At 69.6% G+C, this 16,214-nt stretch carries 15 protein-coding genes and 1 pseudogene; 9 read left to right on the top strand and 7 right to left on the bottom strand.

Translation table 11 applies throughout. From position 1 onward, the window contains the following. Window positions 1-299: 299 nt before the first annotated feature. Window positions 300-803, top strand: coding sequence for a GNAT family N-acetyltransferase (locus tag MU407_RS06030; protein ID WP_246956147.1), 504 nt, complete (start codon window positions 300-302; stop codon window positions 801-803). A 124-nt stretch (window positions 804-927) separates the two neighbouring features. Here MU407_RS06030 and MU407_RS06035 read toward each other — a convergent pair whose 3' ends face one another. The 4 genes and pseudogenes from MU407_RS06035 to MU407_RS06050 all read right to left on the bottom strand — a co-directional run. Next, window positions 928-1,815 (bottom strand): RNA methyltransferase, encoded by an 888-nt coding sequence (locus MU407_RS06035; RefSeq protein ID WP_246956149.1) that lies wholly within the window; start codon window positions 1,813-1,815, stop codon window positions 928-930. A gap of 6 nt (window positions 1,816-1,821) precedes the next feature. Next, window positions 1,822-2,616 (bottom strand): ABC transporter ATP-binding protein, encoded by a 795-nt coding sequence (locus MU407_RS06040; RefSeq protein ID WP_102236250.1) that lies wholly within the window; start codon window positions 2,614-2,616, stop codon window positions 1,822-1,824. Between the two features lie 39 nt (window positions 2,617-2,655). After that, on the bottom strand, window positions 2,656-3,534 hold the full coding sequence (locus MU407_RS06045; RefSeq protein ID WP_246956151.1) for a DUF6351 family protein: 879 nt from the start codon (window positions 3,532-3,534) through the stop codon (window positions 2,656-2,658). 38 nt (window positions 3,535-3,572) lie between these two features. Continuing rightward, window positions 3,573-4,850: pseudogene (locus MU407_RS06050) on the bottom strand (DUF6351 family protein); the annotation flags it as partial. 194 nt (window positions 4,851-5,044) lie between these two features. Between MU407_RS06050 and MU407_RS06055 the strand changes: the two are divergent. Then, window positions 5,045-6,586 (top strand): RNB domain-containing ribonuclease, encoded by a 1,542-nt coding sequence (locus MU407_RS06055; protein WP_246956153.1) that lies wholly within the window; start codon window positions 5,045-5,047, stop codon window positions 6,584-6,586. Then, window positions 6,583-7,365: a hypothetical protein gene (locus MU407_RS06060; RefSeq protein ID WP_246956155.1), complete on the top strand. Its 783-nt coding sequence runs from the start codon at window positions 6,583-6,585 to the stop codon at window positions 7,363-7,365. Before MU407_RS06055 ends, MU407_RS06060 begins: the two co-directional genes overlap by 4 nt. Before the next feature lie 106 nt (window positions 7,366-7,471). On the opposite strand, the gene glgA is transcribed toward MU407_RS06060, so the two are convergent. Further along, window positions 7,472-8,659, bottom strand: a complete 1,188-nt coding sequence (gene glgA, locus MU407_RS06065) for a glycogen synthase (protein ID WP_246956157.1) — start codon at window positions 8,657-8,659, stop codon at window positions 7,472-7,474. Window positions 8,660-8,770: 111 nt separating this feature from the next. Between glgA and glgC the strand changes: the two genes are divergently transcribed. Both glgC and serB read left to right on the top strand, forming a co-directional pair. After that, a complete protein-coding gene (glgC, locus tag MU407_RS06070; RefSeq protein WP_102236254.1) occupies window positions 8,771-10,012 on the top strand; it encodes a glucose-1-phosphate adenylyltransferase in 1,242 nt (413 codons plus the stop codon). 8 nt (window positions 10,013-10,020) lie between these two features. Further along, window positions 10,021-10,683, top strand: a complete 663-nt coding sequence (gene serB / locus MU407_RS06075; RefSeq protein ID WP_246956159.1) for a phosphoserine phosphatase SerB — start codon at window positions 10,021-10,023, stop codon at window positions 10,681-10,683. Window positions 10,684-10,685: 2 nt separating this feature from the next. On the opposite strand, the gene sixA is transcribed toward serB, so the two are convergent. Continuing rightward, entirely contained in the window at window positions 10,686-11,213 is a 528-nt protein-coding gene (sixA, locus tag MU407_RS06080) for a phosphohistidine phosphatase SixA (protein ID WP_246956161.1), read from the bottom strand. Between the two features lie 71 nt (window positions 11,214-11,284). Beyond that, complete coding sequence (locus tag MU407_RS06085; protein WP_246956163.1) at window positions 11,285-12,007, bottom strand: beta-ketoacyl-ACP reductase; 723 nt, start codon at window positions 12,005-12,007, stop codon at window positions 11,285-11,287. A gap of 186 nt (window positions 12,008-12,193) precedes the next feature. Here MU407_RS06085 and MU407_RS06090 point away from each other — a divergent pair, with 186 nt between their 5' ends. The 4 genes from MU407_RS06090 to MU407_RS06105 are packed head-to-tail and all read left to right on the top strand — an operon-like array spanning window position 12,194 to window position 16,131. Further along, window positions 12,194-13,930: a hypothetical protein gene (locus MU407_RS06090; RefSeq protein ID WP_246956165.1), complete on the top strand. Its 1,737-nt coding sequence runs from the start codon at window positions 12,194-12,196 to the stop codon at window positions 13,928-13,930. After that, window positions 13,927-14,463 (top strand): hypothetical protein, encoded by a 537-nt coding sequence (locus MU407_RS06095; protein WP_246956167.1) that lies wholly within the window; start codon window positions 13,927-13,929, stop codon window positions 14,461-14,463. The genes MU407_RS06090 and MU407_RS06095 overlap by 4 nt, the downstream gene beginning before the upstream one ends. Then, complete coding sequence (locus MU407_RS06100; protein ID WP_246956169.1) at window positions 14,460-15,338, top strand: SURF1 family protein; 879 nt, start codon at window positions 14,460-14,462, stop codon at window positions 15,336-15,338. The genes MU407_RS06095 and MU407_RS06100 overlap by 4 nt, the downstream gene beginning before the upstream one ends. Then, window positions 15,310-16,131, top strand: a complete 822-nt coding sequence (locus MU407_RS06105) for a glycerophosphodiester phosphodiesterase family protein (RefSeq protein WP_246956171.1) — start codon at window positions 15,310-15,312, stop codon at window positions 16,129-16,131. Before MU407_RS06100 ends, MU407_RS06105 begins: the two co-directional genes overlap by 29 nt. Window positions 16,132-16,214 lie beyond the last annotated feature (83 nt).

Below are 16,214 nucleotides of genomic sequence, written 5' to 3' on the forward strand. Positions count from 1 at the left end.
AGCCTCGACTACACCAGCCCGGTCGCGTTCGAGAACGCCATCAAACGCGACCAGGCCAAAACCGAAGAACACGCAGATCAAGCCCAAGCAGCTTGATCAACCGTCAACAACTTGCGGGCAAGCCCACAAGCCCACCGTGTCAAGTTGTTGGCAGGATTATGGGGCCAGCAAAGTTGGGGGTGTCGGGGCTGGCGTGCCCCGGGGCGCGAAAACCAGATGCCCGCCGACCGGAGAGGTCCATAGTCTCAGCGCCGTGCCGCGCTCCAGCGCACCACGCCCCGTGCCCGTGGAGGACCACCATGCCCAACGATCTGCTCACCCTGCCCCTGACCGGCGCTGCCGCCCGAGAGTTGCCGGAGTCCCCCATCGACCTGCGCCCCCTGGAAGCGGCCGATATCGACTCTCTCGCCGCGCTGTACCTGGCCGCCTACCCGCCCGGTGTCGCCGCCGCGGATCCGGCCGAGGCGCGTACCGAGATGGAGGAGAGCTTCGCAGGCGACTACGGGATCCTGCGGCCCGATGCGTGCGCCACCGCGTGGATCGAGGGTGAGGCAGTCGGCGCGATCATCGTGGTGGAGCGCTCGATCTGGGACGAAGACCTCGTCGGCCCCTTCATCATCGACCTGTTCGCCTCCCCCGCTGCACGCGGGCATGGGGTCGGGACGGCGCTCGTCGCCCACGCCGTGCGCGCGTGCGCAGCGGCCGGAGCCCCCGCGCTCAGCCTGCGGATCGGCGAAGGCACCTCCGCGGCGGCGCTGCACATCTACCAGCGCCACGGCTTCACGCCCCGCGAGACGAGCTGACGATTCTGATGCGCTGGTGACCGATGCGCCGCCCCACATCGGTCACCGCCGCATCACAATCGTGGGGAGTCAGGGGTTGGGCAGAGCGGCGCGGGGGCAGAGGGAACGGCGGCGTGCGCCCGCCTCACTCCCCCAGCATCGCCCGCCGCTGCCAGAACACCACAGCGCTCGCCGCGGCGACGTTCAGCGAGTCCACGCCTCCGGCCATGGGGATCACCACGTGCTCATCCACCGCCGTGAGCGTCGCGGGCTTCAGCCCGTGCCCCTCCGCGCCCAGCACCAGTGCGACTTTCCGGTCCGGTCCCAGGTCCGCCTGGTCCAGCGGCACCGCGCCGTCGGTGAGCGCCAGGGCGAGCACGTCGAAGCCGGCGTCGTGCAGCAGGTCCACGCCATCGGCCGACGAGCCCGCCCCGCTCTCCCCCGTCGCGCGTGGGGCGTGCGGCCAGGCGTCGAAACGGGTCCACGGCACCTGGAACACCGTGCCCATCGACACCCGGATCGAGCGGCGGTACAGCGGATCGGCGCACTGCGGGCTCACCAGCACCGCGTCCACGCCGAGCGCCGCGGCGGAGCGGAACATCGCCCCGACGTTCGTGTGGTCCACGATGTCCTCGAGCACCGCGACGGTCCGCGCCCCCTCCAGCAGCTCGGCCACGCCGGGCAGCTCGGGCCGCTGCATCGCCGCGAGCGCCCCGCGGTGCAGATGGAAGCCGGTCAGCTCCTCGAGCAGCCCCTCAGCGCCCACATACAAAGGCACCTCGGGGAAGCGCTCATACAGCGGCGCGAACTTCGCGAGCCACTTCTCGCTCATGAGAAAGGAACGCGGGCACATACCGGCGTCGATCGCCCGGGAGATCACCTCGAAGCTCTCGGCCATGAACAGCCCGCGCTCCACCTCCACGCGCGAACGCAGACGCACATCGGTCATTCGCAGGTAGTCATCCAACGCCGGATCGGCCAGATCCTCCGCCGAGCCCAGCCGACGCAGCTGACCGCCTTCTACAGCCTCCATGCGCTGTCAGTTCAAAGACAGCGAACGCGCGGTGTAGCGTTCACCACGCTGCTCAGCCACGAGCGGCAGCCCGAACGTCGCGGTGAGGTTCTGCGAGGTGAGGGTCTCCTGGATCGGGCCGGCGGCCACGAGCTGCCCGCGGCGCAGCAGCGCCGCATGGGTGTAGCCCGGCGGGATCTCCTCCACGTGATGCGTCACGAGCACGGTCACCGGGGTCGCGGGATCCTTCGCGAGCCGTCCCAGGGTGCGCACCAGCGATTCTCGCCCGCCGAGGTCCAGGCCCGCGGCCGGCTCATCGAGCAGCAGCAGCTCCGGGTCGGTCATGAGCGCCCGGGCGGCCAGCACGCGCTTGCGCTCGCCGGTGGACAGGGTGCCGAACATGCGAGAGCCCAGCTCCCCCACCCCGAAGGCGGCGAGCAGCGTGCGGGCCCGCTCCAGATCCACCTCGTCGTACTGCTCGCGCCAGCGCCCCACCACGCCGTACCCGGCGGTGACCACGACGTTCTCGCAGGTCTCCTGCAGCGGGATGGTCTCGGCGAGCTCCTGGGAGGCTAGGCCGATCAGCGGTCGCAGCTCGAAGATGTCGACCTTTCCCAGGCGCTCCCCGAACAGGTCCACGGTCCCAGCAGTGGGGTGCATGCGGGCGGCGAGTAGCTGGATCAGGGTTGATTTCCCGGCGCCGTTGGGGCCCAGGATCGCCCAGCGCTCCCCCTCTCCGATCGTGAGGGATACGTCGTCCAGGATCGTCGTCCCGGCGCGGCGGACGGTGACATCGGTGAGGGATGCTGCTGCGAAGGCCATGGCCAGAAGCCTACCCGCCGCGCCGGGTGACACCGGGGATCAGAAGCGCTGCCACACCCCCGCGTGCTCCACCTGGCCACGGCCGGGCTGGGAGTAGTCGCACACGCCCTCGGGGAAGGTCCGCTGCAGGCGCTCCCACTGCTCATCGGTGAACTCCACGGGGTAGTCCTCGCGCACCGGCGCCACGGTCGTGCAGGCGATGATGTCCGCCGCGATCGATTCCCCGGCCACCTCGCGCGGGAAGCTCGCCGAGGGGTAGAGCTGCTCGCACTCGGAGGCGGGATCCCGGTTCAGCTCCATCGGCAGGAACGTCGGTTCCTCCTCGCGCGTCATGCAGCCCTCTACCAGCGCTTCGGGACGGGCCGCGCCGATCTCCTCGAGGCTGGGGCGCTGGGTGTGATCATCGGGCAGCTCCAGCCCCGTCAGCCACGCATCCATCTGCTCGATGCCGTGCATCACCAGCGGGCTGTTGCTGCTGAATCCGCCGTAGCGGTGATCCTCCAGCAGGCTCACGTGGTTGACCGCGGTGCCGTTGGCCTGGCGCATCCGCTCGCGCATGGAGTTGGTGTGGTAGCGCATGTGGATGTCGCCGTTCTCGAAGTCATCGGCATAGGCGCGGTAGTCGATGACCGGGGTCGAGGCCAGGCCCTGCCCGCCATCGGTGAGACGGCCGGTGCGGTACGCAGCCTCGACAGCCGGCAGATCCGCCCCCGTGCGCTCGGCGATGAAGTTCGCGTCATGGTCATAGCCCCCGATGCCCTCATTGAGATTCAGGAACTGCTCCACGCTGATGGTCCCGTCGGCCAGGGCCCCCAGGCCGTACTGGATGCCGATGTTGTCCAGCGGACGCAGGGCGAATCCGGTCTCCGGGTCGGTGCCGTAGATGTTCTTCGTGTGGTCGTAGACCGAGCAGCGCACGCCGTCAGGGTCGTCTCCGGGTCGTAGCGCTCCTCCTCCGGCATCGTGGGCGGGCAGAACACCCGCGGGTCGATGCGCTGCGCCCCTTCGGCGACATTGTCCATGGTGGCGAGTGTCTCGAAGCCCGTGACCGCGCGCTTCTGCTCATCGGTCCAGGCGCCCTCGTCGGCGCCCTCGAAGTAGTGCTGCAGCAGGCGGGCGTCGGTGATCATGTGGATGGTGCCGAACCCGACCTCTGGGAAGGAGCAGTCCACCACGACGCCGTCGAACACCCCCGGATAGTTGTCGGCGGTCTGGTGGGACTGGTACGAGCCGCCCGAGCAGCCGAAGCCGATCGTGAACTGGTCCCGGCCGTAGGTCTCGATGAACTTCTCCTTGGTCATCTGAGCGCTTTCGGAGGCCAGCAGGTCGTTGCAGTTGAAGCCGAAGACGTTCAGCGACGAGGACGCCATGGCGTACCCCTGCCCGAGCAGGTTCGTATCGAGGGTGCCGCCGGTGCCCGGACCCTGCCGGTACCAGCCGCCGGTGCAGCCGCCGCCCAGGGTGTAGATGAGTTTGCCGTTCCAGCCGTCGGGGCGGTTCGTCGGCGTGACCTCGTCCTCGACCAGCGGATCGTGCAGGGCGGTGTGCTGGTAGATGGAGCGGTTGGTGGTGCCGTGCGCCATGCGGATGATGAAGGGACGCTCTACCCCGTCGGCCGTGGTCGTGTACGCCATATCCGCGGGGTAGTCCGTTGCGTCGGCAGGGAACTCAGCCCAGCTGTTGTCGGTCGTGAGATAGATGTGGTCCACCCGATCGGCAACCGTGCAGTTCTCATCCAGCGGCGGTCCCAGCGGCTCCTCGAGGCCCGGGATGATGAACTCCTCGGTCTCGCAGGCGAAGGGGGTCTCATGCGGTCCGCTCAGCAGCGGCCCCTCCCCCGGATGGTTCGTGAGCGTCAGGCTCGCATCGGGCCGACCTTTGCCGGGCACGGTCGCCTCCACGACGTGCTCGCCGGTGTCCATGCCTTCCACGAGGCCCACCAGCACATCCCGCTCGGCGTCATAGTCGAACGCATCGGTGACGTCCTGCCCGTCCAGCAGGACGGTCACCTGGTGGTGCGGGATCGTGCGGTCCCAGGACACCTCCACGAGCGCGTCACCGCCGGTGACCAGCTCGGGTGCACTCGAGAGCGTCGTGACCGACAGTCCCCCGTGCCCGCCGTCGTGGTTCGGGGCGGCGATCGCCGGAGCGGTGGTCAGCAGCAGCAGACCGGCCCCCAGGGCGAGCGACTGGCGGACGCGCGTTCTCAGGGAGGGGCGAGGAGAGGAGGGCATGGGTGGATTCCTTCCAGGGGGTTGGGGAGAGGGAAGGGTGGTGCGACGCTAGACATGCTCGTGAGGCATGTCTCAGAAACGGCCGCATCTGTGACCATTCCGTGACCTCACGGTGAGGGGCCTCTGCAGCGCACCCGAGCTGGCCCGTCCCCCTACACTGGCCGCACCGTCGTGCCCCTCACCAGGAGGTCCCCGTGCTCCTTCGGCCCCTCACCCTGCAGGCCCCGCGCGGCTCCGTCGCCGCCGATGAGATTCGAGCGGGCATCGACGCACTGATCGCCGACCGCGCCGACGACATGCCCGTCGAGTTCCCGGCCGATGTCCTCGCCGCCGCTGAAGAGGCCGCCGGACGCGCCGCCGATGAGGATCGCGCAGATCGCACGGACATCCCCTTCATCACCCTGGACCCGGCCTCGTCCACGGACCTGGACCAGGCGATGCACCTCTCGCGCACGGCCGGCGGCTATCGCGTCCTCTACGCCATCGCGGACGTGCCCTGGTTCGTGCCGCTTCACGGGCCGATCGATACGGAGGCGCGGCGCCGCGGGGAGACGGTGTACCTGCCGGATCGTCGCATCCCCCTGCACCCCGAGGTGCTCTCCGAGGGCGCGTCCTCCCTGCTGCCTGAGCAGCCCACACCCGCCTTTGTGTGGGATCTGCAGCTCGATGAGCGTGGAGAGGTGCGGGACGTCGGGCTCGAGCGCGCTATGGTCCGCTCGGTCGCGAAGCTCGCCTATGACGAGGTGCAGCAGCAGCTGGATGCCGGCACTTCTGACGAGATGATGCTCCTGCTGCAGGAGATCGGTCAGCTGCGCGCCCAGCTCGAATCCGAGCGCGGCGGGGCGAGCCTCAACGTTCCTGAGCAGGAGGTGGAGGCCGACGGGGACCATGTGCGCCTCACCTGGCGCCAGCCCAACCCGATCGAGGACGCCAACGCCCAGATCTCGCTGATGACCGGGATGGCTGCGGCGTCGGTGATGCTCGAGCACGGCGCCGGGATCCTGCGTACCATGCCTCCGGCGCAGGAGCAGGCGGTGGCGCGTTTCCGCCGTCAGACGGAGGCTCTGGGCGAACCTTGGTCCACCGCGCAGCGGTACGGCGACTACCTGCGTTCGCTGGACTGGCGCAACCCCTCCCACCTTGCCCTGCTGAACCAGGCCACGTCCCTCTTCCGTGGTGCTGGCTACCACGCCTTCACGAGCGCCGAGCAGATCCCCGAGGATCCCGCCCAGGCGGCGATCGCGGCACCCTACGCGCACACCACCGCCCCGCTGCGCCGCCTGGTGGACCGCTTCGTGCTGCTGATCTGCCACCACCACCTCACCGGCACCACCCCGCCTGCCGAGCTCCTCGCTGCGCTCGCGGAGATCCCCGAAGCGATGCAGTCCGCCGGATCGCGCGTCGGCCAGCTCGAACGCGAGGCCATCGACCTGGTGGAGATGCTCGCCCTGCGCGCGTGGGTGGGCGAGACGTTCCCCGCGGCGGTGATCGAACGGCGCGAGGCCAGCACGAACTCGGACGGGAATGGCGGCGCCCCCACCCGCGTGGAGGTTCAGCTCATCGACCCGCCGGTGACCGCCTGGGTGCCGCTGGATGCGCAGATGGGGCAGGTCGTGCGGGTGCGGCTCGAGGATGTCGATGTCGCAGAGCGCAGCGCACGGTTCGTCGCCGCAGGCGAGTCGGAGCCGACGACCGAACACGCAGAGCCGACGACCGAAGGCGAGGGGGCGACGTGACCGCCCCGAATGCCGGACGCGATCTCGTCGTCCTGCCCCGGGCGGCGGTGCTCATGCTGTGGACCGCCCAGTACCTGCGCGGTGCCATCGGGCCCGATGACGCTGCGCAGCTGAGCTTCGGGGCGGACCGTTCCGGACCCAGCGGGCACGGCGAGGACCTCTTCGACTGGATGGTGTCCCTCAAGCAGCTGCCGCTGGTGCAGCTGCGGCTCGTCCTGCCGGTGCCCGGGCGCCTCGCGGGCCTCGTCGGACCACCCGAGGTGGTGCCGGCCGCGCTCGAGGCCGAGCAGGCGATCGTGGTGACCGCCGCGGGCATCGCCGACCACACGCTCGTGCCGATCCTCTCCCCCGGGGAACATCAGGGACGCCCCGTCACCGCCGTGACCTGGGCCCGCACCCCCGCCCCGGTCGGCGCGCAGATGGCCCCGCCGGTGTCGGGCGGAGCCCGTGAAGAGCTGCTGCACGCCCTGCGGCGCACCGCCGAGGGCAGCACCGATGTGGACCTGGTGCCGGAGGAGCCGGTGGAGCCCTCGCGCATCCCCGCCACCTGGATCGCGACCGGCCTGCCCAAAGACATCGACCTGCCGACCGCGCATCTGCTCATCCTCGCCGCTCGCACCCTGCTGCTCTCGCGCGCCGAGATCGAGGAAGGGCACGGTCATACGGTGCACCTGGCCGAGGCGCTCACCCGACGGGGGCTGCTCGATGAGCTGCACGACGCCGCCCGCGTCGCCCTGGTGGAGGCGGTAGAGCAGCTCAGTGCGATCGACCCGGCCTGAGCTGGCCGTCCCGATCCCGCCGCTGGCCGTCCCGATCCTGCCGCAGCACGCTGCGTCGGATCCGCGCTGAGCCCGCCCTCAGCGCACGGGGCGGGAATGCGGAGGCTCAGCCGGCGAGCACCTGGCGGTACACCTCCAGGGTGCGCTCGGCGATCGAGGTCCACGAGAAACGCTCTGCGGCCCGGCGCCGGGAGGCCTCGCCCATCTGTGCCGCCCGCTCGGGATCGGAGACCATGCGCACCAGTGCATCACGCAGATCCGTCACGAAACGATCGGGGTCCACCGGCGTGCCGGTGCCATCGCTCAGCTGCTCGAGGGTCACCAGGTAGCCGGTCTCACCGTCGGCCACCACTTCGGGGATCCCGCCGGTGGCGGAGGCGACCACCGGGGTGCCGCAGGCCATCGCTTCGAGGTTCACAATCCCCAGCGGCTCGTACACGCTCGGGCACACGAACGTGGTCGCATGCGTGAGGATCTGGGTGAGCTCCTGGCGGGGCAGCATCTCGGTGATCAGATGCAGGCCCTGCCGGCTGCTCTGCAGCTCGGTGACCAGCTCATCCACCTCGCGGGCGATCTCGGGCGTATCCGGGGCGCCGGCGCACAGCACCACCTGATAGTCCTCCGGCAGCTCCCGCACGGCGCGCAGGAAGTACGGCAGGCCCTTCTGTCGGGTGATCCGGCCGACGAACACGATCATCGGCGCCTGCGGATCGATGCCGCGGCTGGTCAGCGCCGTCGTCTCCGGATTTGGCGCCCACTGCTCGAGGTCGATGCCGTTGTGGACCACATGCACCCGGTCCGGGTCCACCATCGGGTAGGAGCGCAGAATGTCCTCACGCATGCCCCCGGAGACGGCGATGACCCCGGCGGCATGCTCGTACGCGGTCCTCTCGGCGAAGGAGCTGAGGCGATAGCCGCCGCCCAACTGCTCGGCCTTCCACGGCCGCAGCGGCTCGAGCGAGTGAGCGGAGAGCACATGCGGCATGCCGTGCAGGGTGGAGGCGACGTGCCCGGCGAAGTTCGCGTACCAGGTGTGGGAGTGGACCAGATCCGCCCCCTCGCAGTCCTGGGCCATCAGCAGATCGGTGCCCAGGGTGCTGAGTGCAGCATTGGCACCCTCCAACTCCGCGGGGGTGCGGTACGAGGTGGTGTCCTCCTCGGTGCGATCGGCGCCGAAGGCCCGCACCTGCACCTCGATGTGCCGACGCAGCACAGCGGTGAGCTCGGCGACGTGAACGCCGGCACCCCCATACACCTCCGGCGGGTACTCCTTTGTCAGCAGATCGACGCGCATGGACTGCATCCTTCCTCTTCCGGCCCGGGCATGGGGCGGGGCGTCCGGTCGCGGCGATCGGGCGGGACCCCCGCAGCGTGATGGACGCCACCGCTGGACTATCCTCGCATCATGTCCTCCCCCAAGGTTCTTGCCATCGTCCTCGCCGGCGGCGAGGGGAAGCGGCTGATGCCGCTGACCGTCGACCGAGCCAAGCCGGCCGTGCCCTTCGGCGGCATCTACCGGCTGATCGACTTCGCCCTGTCGAACATCGTCAACTCCGGCTACCTGAAAATCGTGGTGCTGACCCAGTACAAGTCCCATTCGCTGGACAAGCACATCGCCCAGACCTGGCGAATGAGCTCCCTGCTGGGCAACTATGTGGCACCGGTGCCCGCCCAGCAGCGCATGGGCAAGCACTGGTACCGCGGCAGCGCCGACGCGATCGCCCAGTCCCTGAACCTCATCGATGACGAGAAGCCCGACTACGTGGTGGTTGTCGGGGCCGACAACATCTACCGCATGGACTTCTCCCAGATGCTCGATGCGCATATCGAGTCCGGGAAGTCCTGTTCGGTCGCCGCGATCCGCCAGCCCATCGAGCTGTCCGACCAGTTCGGGGTGATCGAGACCGACCCGTCGGATCCCACCACCATCAAGGCGTTCGTGGAGAAGCCCACCCAGACCGAGGGCCTGGCCGATGACCCCTCCGCGATCCTCGCCTCGATGGGCAACTACATCTTCACCGCCCAGGCACTCATGGATGCGGTGACCGCCGATGCGCAGGATGACTCCTCCCGGCACGACATGGGCGGAGACATCGTGCCGGCCTTTGTGGACCGTGGCGATGCTGCGGTGTACGACTTCATCCGCAACGATGTGCCGGGCTCCACGGACCGTGACCGCGACTACTGGCGCGATGTGGGCACCCTGGATGCGTTCTATGACGCCCACATGGACCTCATCTCGGTGCACCCAGTGTTCAACCTCTACAACGCCGACTGGCCGACGTTCACCGGTCACCGCAATGTCCCGCCGGCGAAGTTCGTGCATGCCGGGCCGGGGCGCGTCGGCTCCGCGGTGGACTCCTTCATCTCCCCTGGTGTCGTGGTCTCCGGGGCGCAGGTCTCCAGCTCCGTGCTCTCCCCCGGGGTGCGCGTGAACTCCTGGTCCAACGTCTCGGATTCGGTGCTCATGGATGGCGTGATCGTGGGGCGCCACAGCCAGATCCATCGCGCGATCATCGACAAGAACGTTGTGGTGCCGCCGCGCACGCAGATCGGCCTGGATCCCGAGGAGGACCGGGCCCGCGGCTGGGTGGTCACCGAGTCCGGCATCACCGTGCTCGGCAAGGGCACCGTCATCACCCCGTGACAGCCGCGGTGCGTTCCACTTCCCAGCCCCCGACGGGCCTGCTGATCAGCGACGTCGACTCCACCTTCCTGACCCAGGAGGTCATCGAGCTGGTGGCCGATCACGCCGGAGTGCGGGACCAGGTGGAGGCGATCACCACCGCCGCGATGCGCGGAGAGCTGGACTTCGCCGCCTCGCTGCGTGAGCGCGTGGCCCTGCTGGAAGGGTTGGATGCCGCGGTGCTCGAGGAGGTGCGCGCCAGCCTGGTCCCCACCCCCGGGGTGCTCGAGCTGTTCGCCCGCGCCCGCGCCGCCGGCTGGGTGACCGCACTGGTCTCCGGCGGCTTCCACGAGGCGATTGATGAGCTCGCAGCACAGGCGGGGATCGACCATGTGCGTGCCCACCGCTTCGAGGTCACGGAGGGGCGCCTGACCGGACGGGTCGCCGGGGACATCGTGGATGGCGCGGTCAAGCGCCGCACCCTGGAGCAGCTACGGGAGCGCTACGGCCTGGCCCCGCAGCGAGTGGTCGCCCTCGGAGACGGCGCGAACGACCGAGAGATGCTGCGCGCGGCCGGGACTGGCATCGCCTTCCGGGCCAAGCCCGCGCTGCGCGAGGTGGCCGATGTGTCGCTCGCAGGGCCCTCGCTGCTGGATGCCTGGCCGTATCTCGAGGCGGCCGCGGGCCGCTGAGGTCAGGGCCGCACGATGGTGTGCAGCGTGAGGGTCTCCTCACCCAGCTGCGACCACTGCGGCATCTCCCCGGTGAGCACAGCCATGCCCCCGGTGGGCATGCCGATGCGGGCCTGCGCGGCAGAGCCCGCATCCGAGTCCTCATCGGCCAGCTGATCGCTGAGAGTGGAGATCACCGGTTCATGGCCGATGACCATGAGCACCTGATGCTCATCGTCCACCGCTCGGAGAAGATCCAGCAGGTCATCGGTGCCGCCGCCGTAGATCTCCTCGTGGTAGCTGACCTCGCCGGTGAACTCCGGCATCTTCGCGCGCACCGCGTCCCAGGTCTGCTGGGTGCGGGTCGCTGTGGAGACCAGAACACGGGAGACCTGCACTCCCTGCGCGTCGAGGTACTCCCCCACCAGATGCGCCTGGGTGATGCCGCGGTCGGCGAGCTCACGCTCGTGGTCAGTGGTTCCGGAGCCGCTCTCCGCCTTGCCATGTCGCATCAGCAGCAGCAGACGGGGGTCGGGGTCGGAGGATGCCATGGGGGCTGGTTCACGCCTTCGGGTCGGTCGAGGAATCGGGCCCGCCAGGGGGACGGGCCGCGGGGGCGGGATCAGTGTCCCATGCCCAAGCCGCCGTCCACGGGGATGACGGCGCCGGAGATGTATGCCGCATCATCGCTGGCGAGGAATGCGACCACGCGCGCCACCTCCGCGGGATCCGCGAAACGCTCGGCGGGGATGGCCTTGCGGTAGCTTTCCTGCAGGTCTTCGGGCAGGGAGCGGGTCATCTCGGTGTCGATGTAGCCGGGGGCGACGACGTTCGCGGTGATGCCGCGCGAACCGAGCTCGCGCGTGATCGCCCGCGCCATGCCGATCAGACCGGACTTCGAGGCGGCGTAGTTGACCTGGCCGGGCGAGCCATACAGCCCGACGACGGAGCTGATGAGCACGATCCGTCCGTGCTTCTTGCGCATCATCGACTTCGTCACCCGCTTGATGCTGCGGAACGCGCCGGTGAGGTTGGTGTCCAGCACCCTCTCGAAGGAGTCATCGCTCATGCGCAGCAGCAGCTGGTCATCGGTGATTCCCGCATTGGCGACGAGCACCTCGATGGGGCCGTGCTCCGCTTCCGCAGCGCTGACCGCGCGGTCCAGGCTTTCGCCGTCGGTGACATCAGCAGCGAGCGTCAGCGCACCGTCGGGGCCGCCCTGGCCGGAGCGGGAGGTGACGGCCACCTTGTCGCCGCGACGCAGGAGCTCCTCGGCGATCGCCCTGCCGATGCCGCGGTTGCCCCCAGTGATCAGCACGCTGCGGGGGGTGGTGGTCTCACTCATCGGTTCTCCTTCACGGCGGGGCGGGTAGCTGGCTGCGGCGACGCGATGTGCTCGGCGTATGTGCGGTGGTTGCTGTGTGAGCGCCGCGTCATCAGGCCAGGGGTGTGCACTACGATACGGCCAGAACAGGGTCGGGTCTCGCTTGGGGGGAACCCGGCTGCCCGCACAGCAGGAAGGTGCCCGCTGATGGCTTACCGCTTCAATCCGCCGCCGAACTGGCCGATCAAGGATGCGAACTGGAGCCCGCCTCCGGGGTGGCAGCCGGATCCGTCCTGGGGTCCTGCGCCCGAGGGCTGGAACTTCTGGGTCGAGGAATCTGCGCCGCAGGGACCGGCCGCCGATACTGCGGGGCCCTCCGATACGTCTGCCAGCGATGCGTCCGCTGCGGCGGACCCGGCCGAGAGCGGGGAGAGCAGCGGGCAGAGCGCTGCTGCCGATGACGACGCAACGCACGTCGCGCACTCCGGCGAGCAGCCTGCCCCACTGCAGAGCGAGGCCTCGATGCAGGGCGAGGACGACGCAACGCACGTCGCGCACTCCGGCGAGCAGCCTGCCCCACTGCAGGGCGAGCCCTCGATGCAGGGCGAGGACGACGCAACGCACGTCGCGCACTCCGGGGAGCAGTCCGCGGCGGCGGCGCAGCCCGCCGACGATCAGAGCTCCGCGGCCGCGCCCGAGACCGCCCAGTATGAGGGCCCTGACCTCGAGACGGATCTCGCCCAGCAGGCCCCTTACGAGACCGGCCTTCCGGCGGATCAGTCTGCCGGTGGTGTGCAGGGTGCCGATGCCTCCTCGGAAGCGACCGACGGGGTCGGTGCAGCTGGAGCGGCCGGTGTCGCGGGTGCCGCAGGAGCCGCCGGGGCGGCTGCTCACGGCGCACAGGGCGAAGGACAGAGCGCCGGCTACAGTCAGGATCAGGCCTACGGCCAGGCCTCCCCCGCACCGGGCTACGGTCAGGATCCGGCATACGGTCAGGCCTCCCCCGCACAGGGTTATGGCCAGGCCTCTTCCGCGCCGGGCTATGGGCAGGATCCGGCATACGGTCAGGCCTCCCCCGCACAGGGGTACGGCCAGGCCTCCCCCGCACAGGGGTACGGCCAGGCCTCTCCCGCGCCGGGCTACGGCCAGGGGTCTGCCGCGGATTACCCCGGAAAGGGCTCTGCCGGCGAGTACTCCGATTACGGCACCGCCTCTCCGGCTGGTGCGGGGAGCAGTGGGTCCTGGACGGCCTCCACTGCTCCCGGTCAGGGCCAGCAGAAGAGCTTCCTGCAGCGTTTCTGGTGGCTGGGCTGCATCCTTGCAGCACTGCTCGCGCTGCTGCTCATCGTCGTGGGCGGCCTGGTGTTCCTCAACCGCGGTGGTGGCGAAACCGAGGGCGGAGATCCCACCACGACCGTCGAGGAGACTCCCTCCGAGGACGAGACCCCGACGGAGGATGAGACCCCGACGGAGGATGAGACCCCGACGGAGGATGAGGAGGAGACGCCGACTCCCACCAATACCCCGACGATCAGCGGTGACGCTGAGGAGAAGGCGGTGGCGGGCATGGACGGCTCCGGGAAGATCGCCATCGAGATGGAGTGGCTGCCGGCCTCGAAGCTGCCCGGTGAGTACACCGACACCGTCGAGGAACCCCAGAACGGCGACGAGTACCTCGTGGTGACCGCGAAGCTCACCGTCGAGGACGGGGAGATGAGCAACAATTCGCATCAGCTGACGGTGAAGACTCCCTACGGCGGCGATATCAATCCCGCCACCGCCACCTTCTCGCTCAAGGACGGCGGGGCGTCAGGCGCTCCGTTCGATCTGAAGGCCGGGGATGAGTACACGATGCGAGTGCTGTTCGATGTGAAGCGGGCCGGCGGGTTGACGCTGAACTACACGACCTACAGCGACGACTACACCTGGAAGATCCCCAAGTGACCGTCACCCGGAGCTTCAACCCCCCGCCGAACTGGCCGGAACCACCGCACGACGGCTGGATCCCCCCGACAGACTTCGTGCCGGATCAACGGTGGGGCCCGGTCCCGGCCGGGTGGAGGCTCTGGACCCGTGAGGATCGCGCGGGCGGCCCCGCGCCGCTGCAGGCGTCCGAGGATGTCCCTGCCAGCGGCGCGCGGCCGCGTCCGCGCGTCGAGCAGTACCCCGTCGCCGTCCTGAACCCGGGTATGTGGACGGAGAATCACCCGGGGAACGAGGACTACGGGTTCCCGGCGCCGACCCCGCGCCCCGATCGTCCCCGGGTGCGGCTCGGCGTCACGATCGCGGTGACCGTGCTGGGCTTCCTCATCGCCGCCGCGACCGCAGTGATGTTCGTGATGCTCGTGAACTTCGCGGTCGAGGACCTGCTGGGGGTGCTCGAAAAGCGTGCCGCCGGACACCTCACCGGTTCCCTCACACCCGCTGATGGCTTCCTGGCCGATGTCCTGACCGCTGCGATCCGCGGGGACGGATGACCCGCTCCCCCGCCCGTCGCGTGCTCCTCAGCCGTGACACGCTGCTGTGGCTGCTGATCGTGCTGATCCTGGCCGGCGTGTGTGTGATGCTCGGCCGGTGGCAGTTCGGCCGATATGAGGACCGCCGAGCGCACGCCGATCTCGTCGCGTCCCATTACGACGCAGCACCGGTGGACCGCGAGAGCATCCTTCCCACTCCGGATGCCTCCCTCCCGCCGGATGCGGAATGGACACCCATCACCCTGCGCGGCAGCTACTGCACCGACCCGGAGTGCATCCTGTACGTGCGCAACCGGACCCTCGCGGGAGACGTCGGCTACTGGCAGCTGGCTCCCTTCACCGCGGAGGACGGCACCGCGCTGCTCGTCGTGCGGGGATGGGTGCCCCAGGACGGCGACGGGCAGGTGCCCGCCCAGCCCGCTGCGGTGCCCGAGGACACGGTCACGATCACCGTGCGGCTGCGCCCTCCCGAACCGGTGCTGGACCGAGAGCGGCCCGAGGGACAGGCGCACTCCGTCTCCCCGCAGCAGATCGAGCCGATCCTGCCTCCCTTAGATGCGGCGATGATCACCGGCGCTTACGGAGAGCTCGATGCCGAAGACCCCGCCGGGGAGCGGCCCATCCCCCTGCCGCGGCCGGACACCGGGCTGGGGCCCCACCTGTCCTATGCCGTGCAATGGTGGGTGTTCGCCCTGTTCTTTCCGGCGGCCTGGATCTACCGCACCCGTCGGCAGATCCAGGACCTGCGCACCGAGACGAACCCTGATCCGACGCCGCACCGCGTCGACCATCGCCCGCGCAGCGCCGCTCGAACCCGCCGCCGCGGCCATGACGAGGAGGAAGAGGATGCCCTCATCGATCAGCACACGCTCTGACCACCGCCCGCGCGGCTCCCGCTTCCTGCCCGGACCGCGCCCGCGCTGCATCGCCCACCGCGGTCTGGCGCTCGAGGCCACGGAGAACACCCTGGACGCCTTCGCCGCCGCGATCGCAGCCGGCGCGGACCTTTTGGAGACCGACACCCGAGCGACCGCCGACGGCCTCGCCCTGGCGGTGCATGACGCCGATCTGCAGCGCATCGCCGCCGATCCCCGCCGCATCGACGATCTGGCCGCCCAGGAAGCGGGGGCGATCACGCTGCACGGCGGAGAGCGTCTGGCCATGCTGGAGGACGTCCTGGGAACCTTCGCCGACGTCCCGGTGAACATTGACATCAAGGCTCCCTCGGCGATCGGGCCCGCGGTCGCCGCGATCTCCCGCACCCGCAGCGCCGATCGGGTGTGCATCGCGGCCTTCGATGACGTGGTGGGCCGACGGACCGCTGCGACGCTTGAGGCTGCGACCGGTATCCGGGTGCAGCGCTCGCCCGGGCGCCGGACGATCGCCGCGTTCCTTGCGGCTCGCGCCGTCGAAGCGCCGCAGGGCGTGATCCGTCGGCTGCTGGCCCCCTATGGCGCTCTCCAGGTGCCGCTCACCTACCAGGGGGTGCCCATCATCACCCCCGCGAACGTCGCCGCCGCTCACCGGGCCGACTGCGAGGTGCATGCCTGGACGGTCGATGACCCCCAGACTATGCAGGACCTGCTGGTCATGGGCGTGGATGGTATTATCACCAACCGCGTCGATACGCTCGCTGCGATGCTGGGGAGGGTGTCTGAGAGCTCGTGATCCGCGTGCTCGAAGCCACTGCCTGAGGTCTTGGAGCGTCCGCCCTGCGGCGGTGCGCCCGATGTCTGGGACACTGGGAACAA

The organism is Brachybacterium sp. Marseille-Q7125, from assembly GCF_023062615.1.
Lineage (GTDB): Bacteria > Actinomycetota > Actinomycetes > Actinomycetales > Dermabacteraceae > Brachybacterium.

Excerpts from the sequence above, each read along its gene's own strand:
- MU407_RS06105 (WP_246956171.1), top strand. The coding sequence starts at position 15,310 with ATGCCCTCATCGATCAGCACACGCTCTGACCACCGCCCGCGCGGCTCC.
- MU407_RS06085 (WP_246956163.1), bottom strand. The coding sequence starts at position 12,007 with ATGAGTGAGACCACCACCCCCCGCAGCGTGCTGATCACTGGGGGCAAC.
- MU407_RS06035 (WP_246956149.1), bottom strand. The coding sequence starts at position 1,815 with ATGGAGGCTGTAGAAGGCGGTCAGCTGCGTCGGCTGGGCTCGGCGGAG.
- MU407_RS06030 (WP_246956147.1), top strand. The coding sequence starts at position 300 with ATGCCCAACGATCTGCTCACCCTGCCCCTGACCGGCGCTGCCGCCCGA.
- glgC (WP_102236254.1), top strand. The coding sequence starts at position 8,771 with ATGTCCTCCCCCAAGGTTCTTGCCATCGTCCTCGCCGGCGGCGAGGGG.
- MU407_RS06100 (WP_246956169.1), top strand. The coding sequence starts at position 14,460 with ATGACCCGCTCCCCCGCCCGTCGCGTGCTCCTCAGCCGTGACACGCTG.
- MU407_RS06090 (WP_246956165.1), top strand. The coding sequence starts at position 12,194 with ATGGCTTACCGCTTCAATCCGCCGCCGAACTGGCCGATCAAGGATGCG.
- MU407_RS06040 (WP_102236250.1), bottom strand. The coding sequence starts at position 2,616 with ATGGCCTTCGCAGCAGCATCCCTCACCGATGTCACCGTCCGCCGCGCC.
- sixA (WP_246956161.1), bottom strand. The coding sequence starts at position 11,213 with ATGGCATCCTCCGACCCCGACCCCCGTCTGCTGCTGCTGATGCGACAT.
- glgA (WP_246956157.1), bottom strand. The coding sequence starts at position 8,659 with ATGCGCGTCGATCTGCTGACAAAGGAGTACCCGCCGGAGGTGTATGGG.